Origin of the sequence: Paenibacillus solisilvae (genome assembly GCF_042656405.1) — a bacterium.
In the GTDB taxonomy this organism is placed as follows: Bacteria; Bacillota; Bacilli; order Paenibacillales; family Paenibacillaceae; genus Paenibacillus_Z; species Paenibacillus_Z solisilvae.
Window position 1 is genome coordinate 160,214 of sequence record NZ_JBHSOW010000016.1, and the last position, 16,035, is coordinate 176,248.

At 52.6% G+C, this 16,035-nt stretch carries 15 protein-coding genes and 1 riboswitch; of the genes, 12 read left to right on the forward strand and 3 right to left on the reverse strand.

Annotation, left to right across the window (positions count from 1 at the left end; translation table 11 throughout):
* Nucleotides 1–159: 159 nt before the first annotated feature.
* A complete protein-coding gene (locus tag ACFPYJ_RS05085) occupies nucleotides 160–2,367 on the forward strand; it encodes a heavy metal translocating P-type ATPase (protein WP_379186964.1) in 2,208 nt (735 codons plus the stop codon).
* Nucleotides 2,368–2,376: 9 nt separating this feature from the next.
* On the opposite strand, the gene ACFPYJ_RS05090 is transcribed toward ACFPYJ_RS05085, so the two are convergent.
* Nucleotides 2,377–2,544, reverse strand: a complete 168-nt coding sequence (locus tag ACFPYJ_RS05090; protein ID WP_379186965.1) for a hypothetical protein — start codon at nucleotides 2,542–2,544, stop codon at nucleotides 2,377–2,379.
* Between the two features lie 138 nt (nucleotides 2,545–2,682).
* A riboswitch (cobalamin riboswitch) is annotated at nucleotides 2,683–2,925 on the forward strand.
* A 186-nt stretch (nucleotides 2,926–3,111) separates the two neighbouring features.
* Between ACFPYJ_RS05090 and ACFPYJ_RS05095 the strand changes: the two genes are divergently transcribed.
* From ACFPYJ_RS05095 to ACFPYJ_RS05140, 10 genes are all read left to right on the forward strand, one after another.
* Entirely contained in the window at nucleotides 3,112–4,152 is a 1,041-nt protein-coding gene (locus tag ACFPYJ_RS05095; protein ID WP_379186966.1) for an ABC transporter substrate-binding protein, read from the forward strand.
* Between the two features lies 1 nt (nucleotide 4,153).
* Nucleotides 4,154–5,191, forward strand: coding sequence for a FecCD family ABC transporter permease (locus ACFPYJ_RS05100; RefSeq protein ID WP_379186967.1), 1,038 nt, complete (start codon nucleotides 4,154–4,156; stop codon nucleotides 5,189–5,191).
* Nucleotides 5,188–6,012, forward strand: a complete 825-nt coding sequence (locus ACFPYJ_RS05105) for an ABC transporter ATP-binding protein (RefSeq protein ID WP_379186968.1) — start codon at nucleotides 5,188–5,190, stop codon at nucleotides 6,010–6,012. Before ACFPYJ_RS05100 ends, ACFPYJ_RS05105 begins: the two co-directional genes overlap by 4 nt.
* The gene (cobT, locus tag ACFPYJ_RS05110) at nucleotides 6,009–7,064 is read left to right on the forward strand and encodes a nicotinate-nucleotide--dimethylbenzimidazole phosphoribosyltransferase (protein WP_379186969.1); all 1,056 of its coding nucleotides are present in this window, start codon (nucleotides 6,009–6,011) and stop codon (nucleotides 7,062–7,064) included. The genes ACFPYJ_RS05105 and cobT overlap by 4 nt, the downstream gene beginning before the upstream one ends.
* A gap of 48 nt (nucleotides 7,065–7,112) precedes the next feature.
* Entirely contained in the window at nucleotides 7,113–7,745 is a 633-nt protein-coding gene (gene cobU, locus ACFPYJ_RS05115) for a bifunctional adenosylcobinamide kinase/adenosylcobinamide-phosphate guanylyltransferase (protein ID WP_379186970.1), read from the forward strand.
* 1 nt (nucleotide 7,746) lies between these two features.
* Nucleotides 7,747–8,730, forward strand: a complete 984-nt coding sequence (gene cbiB / locus ACFPYJ_RS05120) for an adenosylcobinamide-phosphate synthase CbiB (RefSeq protein ID WP_379186971.1) — start codon at nucleotides 7,747–7,749, stop codon at nucleotides 8,728–8,730.
* Nucleotides 8,712–9,536, forward strand: coding sequence for an adenosylcobinamide-GDP ribazoletransferase (gene cobS / locus ACFPYJ_RS05125; RefSeq protein WP_379186972.1), 825 nt, complete (start codon nucleotides 8,712–8,714; stop codon nucleotides 9,534–9,536). The genes cbiB and cobS overlap by 19 nt, the downstream gene beginning before the upstream one ends.
* Before the next feature lie 97 nt (nucleotides 9,537–9,633).
* Nucleotides 9,634–10,746: a pyridoxal phosphate-dependent aminotransferase gene (locus ACFPYJ_RS05130; RefSeq protein WP_379186973.1), complete on the forward strand. Its 1,113-nt coding sequence runs from the start codon at nucleotides 9,634–9,636 to the stop codon at nucleotides 10,744–10,746.
* A gap of 49 nt (nucleotides 10,747–10,795) precedes the next feature.
* On the forward strand, nucleotides 10,796–11,482 hold the full coding sequence (locus ACFPYJ_RS05135) for an adenosylcobinamide amidohydrolase (RefSeq protein WP_379186974.1): 687 nt from the start codon (nucleotides 10,796–10,798) through the stop codon (nucleotides 11,480–11,482).
* Between the two features lie 26 nt (nucleotides 11,483–11,508).
* Nucleotides 11,509–12,171, forward strand: a complete 663-nt coding sequence (locus tag ACFPYJ_RS05140) for an MOSC domain-containing protein (RefSeq protein ID WP_379186975.1) — start codon at nucleotides 11,509–11,511, stop codon at nucleotides 12,169–12,171.
* A gap of 128 nt (nucleotides 12,172–12,299) precedes the next feature.
* Here the strand turns inward: ACFPYJ_RS05140 and ACFPYJ_RS05145 are convergent, their stop codons facing one another.
* Complete coding sequence (locus ACFPYJ_RS05145; protein ID WP_379186976.1) at nucleotides 12,300–12,911, reverse strand: hypothetical protein; 612 nt, start codon at nucleotides 12,909–12,911, stop codon at nucleotides 12,300–12,302.
* A 26-nt stretch (nucleotides 12,912–12,937) separates the two neighbouring features.
* Nucleotides 12,938–13,153, reverse strand: coding sequence for a hypothetical protein (locus ACFPYJ_RS05150; RefSeq protein ID WP_379186977.1), 216 nt, complete (start codon nucleotides 13,151–13,153; stop codon nucleotides 12,938–12,940).
* Nucleotides 13,154–13,385: 232 nt separating this feature from the next.
* Between ACFPYJ_RS05150 and hrpB the strand changes: the two genes are divergently transcribed.
* A complete protein-coding gene (gene hrpB, locus ACFPYJ_RS05155) occupies nucleotides 13,386–15,965 on the forward strand; it encodes an ATP-dependent helicase HrpB (protein ID WP_379186978.1) in 2,580 nt (859 codons plus the stop codon).
* The last annotated feature ends 70 nt before the right edge of the window (nucleotides 15,966–16,035 follow it).

Consider the following 16,035-nt stretch of genomic DNA (forward strand, 5'->3'; position numbering starts at 1 on the left):
TATGGAATTAAGTTTGTTCATGTTCTTCTTTTTCCACGTCAGGCATGAAAACTCCTTCTTCTCTCTTAAACAAAGGAATCAATCATGACTTGGCCGACTTTGCCATATAGTGAGAGAGTAGACTTGTTAGGCAGTGTCTATAAAGCAGGAGGGGTGACAATGGGAGAGGGGAGCGGCGTGCTTGATTTGCACATCCAAGGAATGAGCTGCACCGCTTGCGCAGTCCGTATTGAGAGGGCTGTCGGCAAAATGTCCGGTATATCGGGCGTATCGGTTCATTATGCGGCCAAATCAGCCACGATACGCTTTACTCCTGCCGTCGTAACTGCTGCTCATATCATAGAACGAATCGGACAGCTTGGCTTCCAAGCTGAATATGCCAGCAGGATGAACGGCACGGATAATGAGCTCGATAAGCTGAAGCTGCGGTTTACGGTTGCTGCCGTCCTGACTTTCCCGCTGCTGTGGTCGATGGCGCATCATTACAGCTGGCTGAGGAGCATTCCTGTTCCGCTCATGCTTCAAGAGCCGCTGCTGCAGTTCGTGCTTGCTGCGATCGTACAGTTTTTTATCGGAATGCCCTTTTACTTCGGGGCTTATTATGCGCTCCGCGAGCGGATGGGCAATATGGATGTATTGGTTGCCATTGGTACCACAGCTGCATTCGGCTACAGTTATTACGCCATGATGTCAGGTGGAGCACTGTATTTTGAGACATCGGCTGTTGTCATTACGGCTGTTTTACTGGGCAAAATGCTCGAAGCTGCCGCGACCCAGCGCGTCATGCGGGATAACGACAATTTCCGAAACCTGCTGGCGAAGGATGCACTCGCTTTGCGCGGCGGCAGAAGAGAGCGAATTCCGGTAGAACAAATTCGAGTAGGCGAACAGCTCATCGCAGAGGCGGATCAGCTTCTGGCAGCTGATGGTTTGGTGTTGGACGGTCATGCGGCCATAGATGAATCTTTCCTGACGGGTGAAGGCATGCCGGTCATGAAAAAGGCGGGGGATCAAGTGTTTGCAGGCACGCGGATTAGCGGGCCTGCCGAGCTGCGCATACAAGTGACGGCTATCGGCGATGATCTGCTGCTCAGCCGCATTGCAGTCATGACGCGGCAATCACAGACGACGAAATCCTCCATTGGCCGTAAAGTCGACCGGATTGCCGGTATTTTCGTGCCTGTCATGCTGCTGCTGGCATTGAGTACGCTGCTCCTCTGGCTGTTCGTGCTTCGCCCTGGCGACTTAGGAGCCGCGTCGGTTCATGCGCTTGCCGTGCTTCTGGCGGCATGCCCATGTGCGCTTGGACTTGCTGCACCCATATCGCTCGTGCTTGCCTCGGGTAAATTAGCAAGGCGGGGAATCGTATTGAACGACGCAGGAGCATTGGAGCGGCTTACGCAGCTCGATACGATCGTACTTGATAAGACGGGCACAATTACGGAAGGCCGGCCATCGCTTACGGGTATTTCAAGTGTCATTGGATCTCCGAATCGTCTGCTTCGAATGGCAGCCGCTGCGGAGGAAAGAGCCCAGCATCCGTTTGCTGCGGCCCTAATTGCCTCGGCAAAGCAGGCAGGGCTTATCATTCCGGCGGCTGATCACTTCAGCTCGCAGCTGGGGATGGGAATTGAAGCCGTTGTGGAAAGCAGAAGAATCCAGATTGGTAATCTTCATTTTATGGAGGCTCATGACTGGCAGCCTAACCAGACGATACTCCGGTTTGCTTCGCAGAAAGAAGAAAAGGGTGAATCAGTCATATTCGCAGCGATAGATGGCGTGTGCGCGGGTGCATTTGCTTTCGCCGACCCGGTCAAACGTTCTTCGATCGAAGCCGTACGTATGCTGCAGGAACAAGGAATCATGATATGGATGGCGACCGGCGATCATGAAACGGCAGCTCATGAAGCTGCTCAGGCAGCGGGGATCGCTTGCATTCAAGCATCACAGCTGCCTGAGCAGAAGGCTTCGCTTATACAAAAATTACAGCAGGAGGGACGCAGGGTCGGGATGGCTGGCGATGGTTACAATGACGCTCCTGCTTTGGCGGCAGCCGATGTAGGATTCGCTATGGGCAATGGTACGGACGCCGCACTGAATGCCGGTCACTTAACCCTTATTCGTCCCAGGCTGACCGGCATTTATGAAGCTTTACTTATAAGTCGTCTCTGCGTTCGGAACATACGCCAAAATCTTGGGTTTGCATTTGTTTATAACCTGGTGGTAATTCCGTTTGCTGCACTGGGTTCGATTGAGCCTTGGATGGCGGGTACGGCAATGGCGCTAAGCTCGGTTTCCGTTGTCGGGAATTCACTTCGTCTTCATGGTCAAATGCGGAGAACGCTCAACCGGCGTTTGATCGCGTAGCGGTCGGGGTCAAGAAGAGGATATTTCCGTCTGTTCTTCCTGGAACGGAACAGTAGAATCCTTCCATTCTTTAGGTGAAGGTTCAATGCGGCTCGTTGATTTGGAGCGGATAACCGCAAGGACGGCAGCTGCCGCCCATAAAGCAGATGAAGCTGTTGGCTTTTTCATTTGACTCATGAATCGATTCCTCCTGGCTCCTTGAAGTAAATGCACTATTTTAGAGGTATGCGCCAAAGCTCGACAAAAGACCCCGTAAGCACGTTTGTTTTGTATAGACAACCCTAAAACGTAATGTTATAGTTACACATGCATAATTACATAGCTTAATAAACAGGTGCCGGGCATTCGCTTCGGCTTAATAGGGAAGACCGGTGAAAAACCGGCACGGACCCGCCACTGTAAGGAGTGTCCATACACAAAGACGAGCCCCCCGCGGGATCAGCTTTGCGCATGGACTAAGGGAATGACCCCTGCGTCACTGAGTATATAAGCTTACTTGGGAAGACGGTCATTACTCATGCTCCGAGTCAGGAAACCTGCCTGTTTAGATAAACGCTACCTACGAGGACTTAGGGAGGTGTTAGAGATTGGCTAAGACAATGGACGAGGGTCCGCCAGCAATGGTGGTTGCGTCCTTAGAGCCTCTGTTCTTCGGAACTTAAGCATTTCTGACACTTTAGTCGGAGATGCTTTTTTTTGCTGCATCAGTAAACGATTAATTATGATGTAAAAGGGGAGTAATCAATGAAACCGAATCATTCAGCAAGATGGTTTAAATTAACGATGATGGTTCTGCTTGCAGCAATGCTGTTAATGACAGCGGCATGCGGCAGCAAGAACAACAATTCCGCAAACAATAATGGAGGAACCGTTGAGAATACGGGTACTGCGGCAGGAAACACAGCACCTGCCGATGAAACGCCTGCTGCGGTCAATGATACAGCGAATGCGGAGAAAGCGACCGTTTATCCGCTGACAGTTAAGGATGCTACGGGAACCGATCTTACTTTCGCAGAGGCACCGCAAAAAATCGTCACCCTTCTTCCAAGCGAAACTGAGGCTGTGTATGCAGTCGGAGCAGGTGAACAGGTTGTAGGGGTTGATGATTATTCGAACTACCCGGAAGCAGCGGCAGCAAAGGAAAAGATCGGCGGGATGGAAGCGAACATCGAGAAAATTGTTTCGCTCAAGCCGGATCTTGTCTTAGCTTCCTCAAGCATGAGCAAGCCTGTTGTTGATAAACTGCGCGCGCTTAAGCTGACCGTGTACGCATCTGACCCTAAGACCTATGATGCGGTAATCGACAAAATCACACAAATTGGCGTAATCTTGGATCATGCCAAGGAAGCTGCAGAAGTAACCAAACATATGCAGGACGTCCGCCAGCAGGTGACCGATGCGGTTAAAGAAGCTCCGAAGCCGAATGTTTATCTGGAATTCTCACCGGGCTGGACCGTCGGAAAAGGTGAATTCCTGGATGAACTGCTTACCATTGCCGGCGGCAATAATATCTCTACAAAGTCGGGCTGGTATGAAATCGATCCTGAAGCGGTACTGAAAGCGAACCCGGATACTATCATCTACGCTTCGATGACCGTGAAGGAAGGCGAGAAGAATCCGATTCTTGCAGCGATTGAAACAAGACCTGGCTGGAATACGACCAAAGCCATGACCAACAAACAGCTGTTCGAGGTTAATCAAGATCCGCTGGTCCGTGTAGGACCGCGCCTTGCTGAAGGATTGCTCGAAGTCGCTAAGAAACTTCATCCGGATCTAATCAAGTAAAATGAAAATAAAACTGTACACATATGGAGGAGCAGCTATGCTCCTCCTTCTCGCATCTATAGTCGTCAGCCTGTCAATTGGCTCTTCTGGATTGCCGCTGCGTGATGTGTGGGGAATTCTCGTTCATCAGCTGCCTTGGATGGGTGGGGGAGCAGATAAATGGGATGCCAGCGATATTGCCATTGTTACTCAATTGAGGCTCTCACGTGTTCTGCTCGCCATATTGGTAGGCGCTTGTTTGTCTCTAGCGGGAGCTGGCTTTCAAGGTGTGCTGCGCAATCCGCTTGCAGATCCATTCACGCTTGGCGTTGCATCAGGATGCTCGGTTGGAGCGGCATTCTTAATTGTATTTGGATTCCAGACGGTTATCGGGATCTGGTCTGTGCCTCTTGTTGCCTTTATAACCGGCATGATTACGCTTCTTATCGTTTTTACGCTTTCCCGCGCACGAGGATCGATGAATGTGGAGACGCTGATTTTGTCAGGCGTCATCGTTCAAGCTTTTCTCGGTGCAATTGTTTCGTTCATGGTTTCATTATCGCAAGGTGTGGTTAATGAAGTCATGTTCTGGCTGATGGGCAGCTTAAGCGCCCGCAGTTGGGAGCATGTGAGACTGATTCTGCCGTTTCTTATTGTTGGCCTGCCCGTACTCATTCGCTACGGACAGTCCTTGAATCTATTCGTATTCGGAGAGCGGCATGCGGCACATATGGGCATTAACGTAGAGAGAACCAAGCTAATCGTCCTCCTCACCTCAACTCTGCTGACGGCTGTAGCCGTGTCTATTGCAGGTGTAGTGGGTTTTGTGGGACTTGTCGTTCCTCATTTGCTTCGCCTTCTGGTTGGCCCCGACTATCGAATCATTATCCCTCTATCTGCTGTTGGCGGAGGAATCTATCTTCTATGGGCGGATACGCTCGCCCGGACAGTCCTGAGTCCCAAAGAAATCGCTTTAGGTGTCATCACAGCCTTAATCGGAGCACCTTTTTTTGCCTATCTGCTATACAGACGTAAAGTGCTGCAGGGAGGTTCATTATGATCGATGTGCAAAAATTGGTAACAATGATTCATGGAAAGCCGATATTGAATGAATTATCATTTACAATGGATGCAGGAAGCATGTACGGTATTATAGGTCCGAATGGAGCAGGAAAATCTACCCTGCTTCATCTCTTATCCGGCGTGGATAAGCCAACCTCCGGAAAGGTACTGCTTGAAGGTAGGGATGCTGCGCATTACGGCCGCAAAGAATTGGCCAAATGGGTCGCCGTCCTGCAGCAGGGCGGACTTGCTCCGGCTGGTTTCACGGTGCGCGAGGTTGTTGCAATGGGGCGGTATCCGTTTCAAAACTGGATGGGCGAAGAGAAAGAAGATGTTACGCCTCTTATTGATGAGGCGCTGGAAGCGATGGGACTCACCGGGCTGCAGGAGCGGCGCATGGATCAGTTGAGCGGAGGAGAACGACAGCGCGCTGCCTTGGCTAAAGTAATGGCGCAGGACCCAAGTCTGCTGCTGCTCGATGAACCGACGACCTTTCTGGATATCGGTTATCAGGTACAGCTGCTTGATATTGTGAAGAGCTGGCAAAGGAATCGCCGCATGACCGTAATTGCCGTACTCCATGATTTGAATTTGGCCGCTCATTATTGTGATAAGCTGCTTGTTCTGCATAATGGGAAGATAGAGGCATTCGAAGCGCCGGCGGTTATCATGGAGCCGGACTTGATTGAACGCGTATTCGGGGCGAAAGCCATTGTACTGCCGCATCCTCAAACAGGTGTTCCGCAGCTGCTGCTGCAGCCGTCACAACCATCGTCACAATGGGAGCATTTGCGAATTGAAAGGAAGAGAAAAGGATGAGCAAGCAGGATGTTTTTCATTTAATCACATTAATTAATCCCCTTGATAAGGAGGCAATTGAGTCAGCGGAGCTGCACTTAAACAGCTTGACCAAGCCGCCGGGCAGCTTAGGTAAGCTGGAAGATATCGCGAAACAGCTCGCAGGGATAACAGGTGAAACAGCAGCTGATGTATCGAAGCGGGCAGTCATCGTGATGGCTGGCGATCATGGGGTGTGTGAGGAAGGAATCAGTGCCTTCCCGGCTGAAGTCACACCGCAGATGGTTATGAATTTCTTGACGGGCGGGGCTGCTGTCAATGTGCTTGCAAGACTAGCGGAAGCAGAAATATTTTGCGTAGATATGGGGGTTAATGCTGAACTCGAACATGAACGGCTGATTAATCGCAAGATTCGCAGAGGAACAGCGAATATGGCTGTTGAATCCGCCATGTCCCGTGAAGAGGCGGTTGCTGCGATCCAAGCTGGCTTTGAAGTGGTCGGCGAGCTAGTTTCCAGAGGTTACCGGATGTTTGCGACCGGCGAGATGGGGATTGGCAATACGACCGCAAGTGCTGCATTATGTACGGTGCTCGGCGGAATGTCAGCCGATGAGGCAGTCGGACTCGGGACAGGGATCGATGAACAGCGTCGGCTGCATAAGGTTGAAGTTGTAAACAGAGCTATTGCAATCAATAAACCCAATGAGGCCGATCCCATCGATGTACTTGCCAAAGTAGGCGGGTTAGAAATTGCCGGCCTGGTCGGTGTCATTCTTAGTGCGGCCGCGCATCGCTGCCCAGTCGTCATTGACGGCTTCATCTCGTCTGCAGCAGCGCTCGCTGCATCGAAACTTGCACCGCAATGTGTACCTTTCATGATCGGCTCTCATTTGTCGCATGAGCAGGGTCATCGAAAACTGTTATCCGCAATCGGCCTTTCACCGATGATTCATTTGGATATGCGTCTTGGGGAAGGAACGGGAGCCGTGCTTGGTTTTCATTTTATCGACGCTGCCCTGATGATTATGCGGGAGATGGCCACGTTCGAAAGCGCGGGGGTATCCCGGGGATAACTCCGGCTGCAGAGTTGTTACGGATATGGAGTAAGGAGGCCACTTCAGATGGCGATCATAATTACAGGCGGCGCACGAAGCGGAAAAAGCGATTTTGCTGAACGATATGCGATGCATCTCTGTTCGAGAGGAATATATATTGCGACATCCCAGAGCTGGGATGAGGAAATGGCTGAACGAATCAAGCGCCATAAGCAGGTAAGAGAAAGCGCTGCGTTTGCTTGGGAGACGATAGAGGAGCCTTATGAGATTGCCGCTATGCTGCGAAAGCTTGAGAAAGAAGCTCTTAATGGGGAAGACCGACCGGCAGTTCTGATCGACTGCCTGACTTTATGGCTGACAAATTGGATGCTTAAACTCGATGCTGATCATGAACATCCGTCACCGGATAAGACAAGCGGAACAGGAGAAGACACTCCTCAGAATCGGGTTGATGAATCGCTTCCTCCTGTTATTGAGGATTTTGTTCAAGCGGTGACTGAATACAGCGGCACTCTATTGATGGTTACCAATGAAGTAGGCAGCGGCATAGTCCCCGCGTATCCTTTAGGACGGCGCTTTCGGGATGAGGCAGGGAGGCTGAACCGGAGGCTTGCTGCGGTTTGCGAGCAGGCGTTTCTTGTTGTGGCGGGATTCCCGCTGGACTTGAAGGCACATGCTTTTCAATTGGGGGAGCTGTAGGATGCTGTTCTACTCCTTACCTGAAATCCTGCTGCTGACAGCTGCGGCAATTATAATCGATTGGATCGTCGGCGATCCGAGGTGGCCGACACATCCGGTCATCTGGATCGGGCGCTTCATTGCGATGTTCGAGAAACGTCTAAGGACTGAAGAAGCGGAGAAATCCGGGGATGAATTAAGGCGAAAAGGCATTATTTTAACGGCGGGGACCGTGATTCTTGCATTTGCATTGATGTGGTTGATTACTGAGGCGGCTGCTCTTATTCATCCTTGGCTTGGGTATGCGGTTTCGGCTTGGTATATATCAACGACGATCGCTGTAAAAGGGCTGAAGGATGCAGCGATGCGTGTCTACGATCCCCTAATGGCTGGAAACTTGGGGGATGCCCGCAAGTATACAGGTTATATTGTTGGCCGTGATACAGCTGCCATGGAAGAAAAGGATACGGTCAGGGCAACGGTTGAAACCGTTGCGGAGAATACGGTGGATGCCTTCCTCTCGCCTGTAATCTTCGCTTTATTGGGAGGTGCACCGCTTGCCATGCTGTATAGAGCTGCAAATACGCTGGATTCGATGGTTGGCTACCGCAATGAGCGGTATTTTTATTTTGGCTGGGCATCGGCGAGGTTCGATGATGTACTTAACTATATTCCAGCACGAATTACAGGTTTATTGCTGTCCTTAGCAGCGCTGCTTACCCTTGGAGCCGGCGCATGCCTTCGATCGCTGAGGGCGGTTTACCAATTTGCAGGCCTTCATCCAAGTCCGAATAGCGGCATTCCGGAGGCTGCTGCAGCCGGAGCGCTGGGGATTGAGCTTGGCGGCCGGAATGTTTATTTTGGCGTTGCAAGTGAAAGAGCCCGGCTGGGCTGGCCCCTTCGTCCGCTTGCCGCGCATGACATTATTCGCACGGTTCGTTTGCTATATACAGTTTCCATGCTGGTTCTGGCGGGGGTGCTTATTCTATGGCTTTGCGTTTCCTGAGCAATCAATTACAGGCGGCAGGTGCAGCCTTTCAGCTCATTACACGAATACCGATTCCAGTCCTGATCCCATTCACTCCGCCGGTGCTTGCCAGAAGCTCAGTATATTATCCGCTTGTCGGAACGGTGATCGGCGGAATTTTGGCAGGAGCCGGCTGGTTATTATTCACCTATGTTCCGGCAATGCCCGCTGCCGTCCTTCTATTAATTCTATGGGCCGCGCTAAGCGGAGCGCTGCATCTGGATGGGCTGATGGATACAGCTGACGGGGTGCTTAGTCACCGCTCCCGCGAGCGGATGCTGGAGATTATGAAAGATAGCCGTGTCGGTGCGATGGGGGTCATTGCGGCTGTTTTTGTGTTGCTGTTCAAATTCGCCCTGCTGGCCAGCTTGCTCGGGCAGGAGATGTGGCTGCATACGGCATTGTACCTTGCAGCTGCTTGCGGCTGGAGCAGGCTGTGGCTTGTATGGGCGATGATTGGCTGGCCAATGGCCAGACCGGGAGAAGGAATGGCGTCAATGTTTGCAGAGGTACGGGTCAGACATGCGGCTGCCGCAACGTTAGTTCAGCTGGTTCTTGTGCTTGGAATCGGATTGCTGCTCGGCTTAGCTTGGGGCGATGTTCTGAATCAGTTAGCCGTTCAGGCAGGTCTGACTCTCATCACGGGCTCGGTTGTTTCCGGCTGGCTTTGCCGAAAGCTGGGAGGCTTGACGGGAGATACCTACGGCGCATTGAATGAGGTCATCGAATCCGTTTTATTATTTGCCGCATTAGCCGGCGGGAATGGATTCCATCTGTTGTTCTAGCGATGAATGCAGCAGCACGGCGTAAGCAGCAAGCGTGGAATGAGAGTCAAGTAATTAACGAGATTAATTAATGGGGTTAAATAAAGGGGGTACATCCATGCTGGAGCGATTCGGACATGGCGGAGATTTAAGGACGGCACAGGAATTGTATGGTATTGAAGCCGATCGTTATCTTGATTTCAGTGCGAATATGAATCCTTTCGGGCCTCCTCCATGTGTGGCAGAAGTGCTTCGGAATTATGCGGATCAAATTGGCCGTTATCCAGACCCTGCCGTAAGAGGCTTACGGCGCAAGCTGGCGGATCATCACAATGTGGATGAAGCAAGCGTGCTTGTCGGCAATGGAGCTGCAGAGCTCATTGATTTGGCGGTTCAATTGTTGAAGCCGGCGGTAACCGTACTGACTGCCCCTTGCTTTAATGAATATGGGGATGCAGCCCGTAAATGCGGCAGCCGGATTCGAATGCTTCAGCTCGAGCCTCAGGCACAATTCAAATTAACGCAGGAAGCCATTCTGAGTTTATTGAAGCAGTTAAGAGAAGAGGGAACAGCTGCAGGCCAGACGCTGTGGTTTCTTGGTTCTCCTAATAACCCGACAGGTCAGCTCATAGAACCGGAGCTTGTCCGTCTGCTGGTTCGAGAAGGCGAGATTGTTGCTGTCGATGAGGCCTTTATGGATTTTGTAACGGACACCGACTGCTGGAGCCTGCTTCGCGAAGCTGCATCCTGCACCCGATTAATTGTGATACGATCAATGACGAAGTTTTATGCGATACCGGGGATCCGTCTTGGGTATCTGGTAGCGGGAGCTTCTCTTGTTCGGGCGATGGGAGAACTGCAAATACCATGGAGCGTCAATTCGCTTGCCCAGCTAATCGGTGAAGCTGTATTGGATGAGACGGATTATGGCGACCAGACGATCAAATGGCTCCAAACGGAACGGCCATGGTTTGTGGAGCAGTTGTCGGCCTTAGGACTCCTTGTTTATGAGGGGAAGGTTAATTACGTTTTATTCCAAATTCCCGATCGGTTCGGATGGAGCTCCCGGCAGCTTCAACACGCGCTTGGGACAAGAGGGATATTAATTCGCGATGCTTCGGGATATGAAGGGTTGAATGGCTCCTATTGCCGAAGTGCTCTGCGTTTTCGGGAAGATCATGTACGGCTGCTTGGAGAGCTGAGGAACCTGCTCGGAAAGCCGGCTGAATAGCCTCTGAAGAATACCTGACAGATAAGCAAATAGGGAGGAGATCACCCGAATGACACAGCCTTTTCGCAGCGGCAGCGGTGCGTATCAATCTTCTGTGTGCCCTGGCGTCTCTATCAGGCTGGAAGAAGATCATATCGTTATGCAAAGTATTGAACCCGTAACTGTTCTAAGCAAAGCGGACAGCTTCGTCAACTGGAAGGTGCCGCTAAGCTACAACTGCAGTGATCCGGTCTTGGATTTAGGTAAAATGGTAGAGCGCTGGGGCTATTCGCGAGCTTCTTCAATTGGTTTGATCACGGCTGCCAAATTGTCGCATGCTTCCATCATGGAGGCAAATGGTGATTGCTTCACCATGCTCTGCTGCACGACAGCGGGAACCCGAAATGCGGCGAGAGCCGGGTTAAACCGTCCGCTGTTCCCCGCGTATTCAGCCGGCACGATTAATTCCTTCCTGTTTATCGATGGACGCATGACGCAATCGGCAATGGTGAATGCTGTAATATCGGCGACGGAAGCGAAGACAGCCGCCCTGCAGGATCTGGGTATTATGGATTCCCTGCACGGACTTGCAGCAACGGGCACGACAACCGATTCCGTTGTGATCGCGGTCAGTCAGTCCGAGCATTATAACGCGCTTCACGCTTATGCAGGCGCAGCTACGACAATCGGTGATGCAATCTGTAAGCTGGTGTACGAATCCGTTTTTGAGTCCGTCAGGACGCAAAATGACGATTAACAGCTGCATGAATGAGGTGGATGTCATTGAAGTTTGCTGTACATGGGCTCTACGTTGGACAGCCGGAGACTATGCTTTTTCGGGGAAAAGAAGTGGTGTCCGCCATTCGCAAGTCCGCCGTTCATAGTCCGGTTAAGCTGAACCTGCTGAATTTGGTAGGCGACTTGCAAGGAGAACCATCCGTTCATGGCGGTGCTGATAAGGCTGTTCATATCTATCCCTATGATCATTACCGCTTCTGGCGTGAAAGGCTGGGGGCGGCAATTGAGCCTGCAGCTTTCGGTGAAAATGTATCTCTAGCCGGAGCAATCGAGTCGACCATTCAGATCGGGGATATTTTTCGAGCGGGTTCCGCAATTGTACAGGTATCCGAACCGAGGCAGCCCTGTTATAAGCTGGCGATGCTTCATGGCCAAGCGAAGCTCCCGCTCTGGATGAAAGAGACCGGCTTCTCCGGGTATTATCTGCGTGTTCTGGAGGAAGGCATTTTAGAGCCTGCCGGTTATTGGACGCTTGAGGATCGAGAGAGATCAGGTGTATCGGTGCTGGATGCTTTCAACGCGCGTTATGACACCGGGGATTCATGGCGAAGCTTGGTGGAGCAAGTGCTTGAAGGAGGGGGTTCGCTGGGCAGCGACTGGCGGAATACGCTCGAGAAACGGCTTAGGAAAACAGTGAAGCGATCGTGATGAAGGTAACCAGAAAACTGGAAAACGGCCATCAGAAGCGTGAATGGGAACGAATCTGGGAAAAGAGCGGGTGAGGAGCAGTCTGCTGAATGGAGCTCGCCTCCTAGCCGCAATGTCAATCAGAATGGTTAATCAAAATCAATCTGCTGATTCAATACAACCGTTCGAATTTCCCTTTCCCTGTGAACCAAGGAAGGAACAAGCGAAAATTGGAGATCATCCAGTGCGGAAGGCAGCGGCGGCGAGATGAGAAATTGCATATGGGTTTGAATTCCCGAGCCTCCTGCTCCATGTCTGCGAACGGAGTAGATCCGGTCGCCGCCGATTATTTCAAGATGCAAATTCGGTCTGATCCGCACATTAGCCTCTGCTTGAAGCTTATAATTTATTTCAACAGAAACTTCACTGACCTGTTCAAACTGCATAGCGTGGGTGAGGATATATTCGGCTTCGTTCGTGACCACCCTCTTCATAAGAGGCAGCACGCCGGTTACATCGCCTTTTTCATTTGGAAACGCCGGAGCTGTCGATTCTTGGAGCTGTTGAATAAACCCTGAGATGTAAGTCTCCTCCAGCTCAAATGTGACTGCCCATTCCTTAATGAGTTCTGGCCAGGGGAAGAATCTTCGGCCTGCCGTTAACCGCCTTCTTTCTTTGAATAAAGTCAGCAGCTGCTCGTCAATATGCTTGACTTCCTCGTTGTATTCGTTTGGAATGATTCTAAGTTCAGACCAGGCCAATTTGTTTTCCTCCTTCGATAAGCCTCTTATTTCTTTTTCTTCTCCAAAAGAATGCCGATAATACCTGCTGTAATGAATCCGATTGGCGTGATCAGCTGAATCATAAATTCTCTGATTACTTTATTGTCGTCAATGCCATTGCCGACTGGACCTGTATGCGGTCTATACGTATCCCACAAGCCAAAAAGAATCAGAAACAGGATGAAAATCCCTGCTGCAAGCATGAAGATATAGGGTTTCATAGTGTGCCCCTCCTCGAACGGGATGGCGAGTGGCGAGTCCAGATTTACAATAGCATATGGATGATTCCATTATCATCCAGACGATGTCAGGCGGTAGAAAGTTGCGTTTAGCGGAGCTGATTGTCCAAGCAAATGAATATAGCGTTTCGGACCGTAAAATTAGTATAATAAAACGATATCAGCTGAAAACAGGCTGAGTTTAACGGTGTATACGAAGAGAGGTTAATGATAGATGGAACAACGGCACAAGCAAGCGCTGCCGGTTGACGGCTTGCTGCCTGAGCTGCTGGAGCGGCTGTCCGAGCAGATGAATGCGGTTCTGATTGCATCGCCCGGTGCGGGGAAGACGACACGAGTACCTGTCTGCCTGCTTCATGCTCCCTGGCTTGAGGGGCAGAAGATCATTATGCTTGAGCCGCGGCGTCTCGCGGCGCGGGCAGCGGCCCGGTATATGGCAGCCTCATTAGGCGAGCAGCCGGGCGGGACAGTCGGCTACCGGGTCCGCATGGATACGAAGGCAGGTCCTCATACGCGAATTGAAGTTATTACCGAAGGCGTACTGACGCGCATGCTGCAGGCAGACCCTTCACTTGAAGGAATAGGTATCGTTATCTTTGATGAATTCCATGAGCGGCATCTGCATTCCGATCTCGGTTTAGCGCTGTGCTTGCAGACTCAGGCTGTTCTGCGGGATGATCTAAGGCTGCTTGTTATGTCTGCGACTCTTGATGCGGAGCCGGTTGCCGGGCTGCTTGGCGGAGCATCGGTGCTTGTTAGCGAGGGACGCGCTTATCCCGTGCAAACCCATTACGCTCCGAAGCGGGTCGAAGGACGAATGGAAGATGCGGTTGCCCGCACTGCCGCTGATGCGATGGACAAGCATGAGGGTGATGCACTTGTATTCCTGCCCGGTGCAGCGGAGATCCGCCGCGTGCAAGGGCTCCTTGGTTCGCTGGGGCTGAGCCCGAATGTTCGGGTTATGCCCCTGTATGGCAGCATGCCCCCGGACGCACAGGACCGGGCGGTTGCGGCTTGTGCGGAAGGCGAGCGGAAGATTGTGCTCGCAACGACCATTGCCGAGTCGAGCGTCACGGTGCGAGGCGTGCGGATTGTCGTGGACAGCGGTCTCAGCCGTGTGCCGCGATTCTCGGCGCGTACGGGTATGACCCGGCTGGAAACGGTTGCTGTTTCCGTCGCCTCAGCGGATCAGCGGCGGGGGCGGGCGGGCCGGGAAGCGCCGGGTATCTGCTTCCGGCTGTGGACCGAGACGGAGCACCGCGCGCTGCAGCCGCAAAGCGAGCCGGAGCTGCTGGGTGCGGATTTGGCGCCGCTTGCGCTGGAGCTTGCCGTCTGGGGCATCGCCGATCCAGCCGAGGAGCTTGCTTGGCTGAACAAGCCGCCCGCTGCGGCATATTCGCAAGCGCAAGAGCTGCTGCACGAGCTGGGCGCATTGGATGCGAAGGGCAAGCCGACTGCCCATGGAAGGGCGATGGCCGAGCTTGGCATGCATCCGCGGCTTGCTCATATGGTTCTTACAGCGGATAAGCTTGGACTTGGCGTGATCGCTTGTGAGCTCGCTGCTCTGCTGAGCGATCGCGATCCGCTTCGCGGCAGCCGCAGCATTGATATGCGGCTGCGCCTTGAAGCGCTGCATGGCCACGCGATTGGCGGCGCTGTAATGGATGAGGCGGCGGCCAAGCGAATCGCCGCCGAGGCCAGAGAATGGATGCGGGCCGCCGGCATTCAGCCCGCAAGCCCGGGCAATGCGGGTGATAATGGACAAATTGGCAACAATGGAACTGCCAGCAAGGCGGAAAGCGCAGGGATTCCCATAAGCAGTTCAACTCACATCGACAGCATCGGCCTGCTGATCGCGCTTGCCTACCCGGATCGTATCGCCAAGCGGCGCGGGGATGGGCGATTTTTGCTTCGCAATGGCCGCGGTGCCGCTGTTCAAGAGCTGCAGCCCTTATCTGCATCTCCATTTCTGGCTGCAGCTGAGCTTGAGGACAGCGGATCGGACAGCCGGATTTTACTGGCTGCTCCTCTTACACCTATGGAGATTGAGCGGCATTTTGGCGATCAGCTCGAGGTGGAGACGGAAGTGCAGTGGGAGCGTGCGGCCGAAGCCGTTCGGGCAAGAAGCCGGGTGCGGCTTGGCTCACTGATATTGAAGGAGGGCATACTTGCCGATCCGGATCCGGAGCTGGTTGAAGAGGCGCTGCTGAGCGGAATTGCCGAGCAAGGGCTCGGGCTTCTGCCTTGGACGAAGCCGGCCAGGCAGCTTCAGGCGAGAATCGAGCTTATGCGTTCCCATAACCCGTCATGGCCGGATGTCTCCGATGAGACATTGACCGCTTCACTGAAGAAATGGCTGAGCCCTTATATTGGCGGTATGCGCAGCCGCAACGATCTGAGTAAGCTCAAAATGGCCGAAATCATCGAATCGCAGCTATCCTGGCAGGAACGTCAGCAGCTGGGTGAAGAGGTGCCGACCCATTTGACGGTGCCAAGCGGCTCCCGGATCCCCGTTGATTACAGCGATCCGGCCGCTCCCTTCCTGGCAGTGAGATTACAGGAGCTGTTCGGCTTGCGCCATACGCCTCACATTGCCGGCGGGAAGCTCCCGGTCACGATTCATTTATTATCCCCGGCGCATCGGCCGGTTCAGGTGACGAAGGATCTGGCGAGCTTCTGGCAGCATGCCTATTTTGAAGTGAAGAAAGATCTTAAGGGGCGTTACCCGAAGCATTATTGGCCGGATAACCCATTGGAAGCCGCACCGACCAATCGTGCAAAGCCGCGTGCGTAATGATGTCGTGGCCAGCTGAACGGCAGCGGATTCTATTGACCCGGCCCGTTTCCCAAAGCCGGCAGCTGCG

Coding starts and splice junctions, on each gene's coding strand:
- ACFPYJ_RS05085 (WP_379186964.1), top strand. CDS start 160: ATGGGAGAGGGGAGCGGCGTGCTTGATTTGCACATCCAAGGAATGAGC.
- ACFPYJ_RS05090 (WP_379186965.1), bottom strand. CDS start 2,544: ATGAGTCAAATGAAAAAGCCAACAGCTTCATCTGCTTTATGGGCGGCA.
- ACFPYJ_RS05095 (WP_379186966.1), top strand. CDS start 3,112: ATGAAACCGAATCATTCAGCAAGATGGTTTAAATTAACGATGATGGTT.
- ACFPYJ_RS05100 (WP_379186967.1), top strand. CDS start 4,154: ATGAAAATAAAACTGTACACATATGGAGGAGCAGCTATGCTCCTCCTT.
- ACFPYJ_RS05105 (WP_379186968.1), top strand. CDS start 5,188: ATGATCGATGTGCAAAAATTGGTAACAATGATTCATGGAAAGCCGATA.
- cobT (WP_379186969.1), top strand. CDS start 6,009: ATGAGCAAGCAGGATGTTTTTCATTTAATCACATTAATTAATCCCCTT.
- cobU (WP_379186970.1), top strand. CDS start 7,113: ATGGCGATCATAATTACAGGCGGCGCACGAAGCGGAAAAAGCGATTTT.
- cbiB (WP_379186971.1), top strand. CDS start 7,747: ATGCTGTTCTACTCCTTACCTGAAATCCTGCTGCTGACAGCTGCGGCA.
- cobS (WP_379186972.1), top strand. CDS start 8,712: ATGGCTTTGCGTTTCCTGAGCAATCAATTACAGGCGGCAGGTGCAGCC.
- ACFPYJ_RS05130 (WP_379186973.1), top strand. CDS start 9,634: ATGCTGGAGCGATTCGGACATGGCGGAGATTTAAGGACGGCACAGGAA.
- ACFPYJ_RS05135 (WP_379186974.1), top strand. CDS start 10,796: ATGACACAGCCTTTTCGCAGCGGCAGCGGTGCGTATCAATCTTCTGTG.
- ACFPYJ_RS05150 (WP_379186977.1), bottom strand. CDS start 13,153: ATGAAACCCTATATCTTCATGCTTGCAGCAGGGATTTTCATCCTGTTT.
- hrpB (WP_379186978.1), top strand. CDS start 13,386: ATGGAACAACGGCACAAGCAAGCGCTGCCGGTTGACGGCTTGCTGCCT.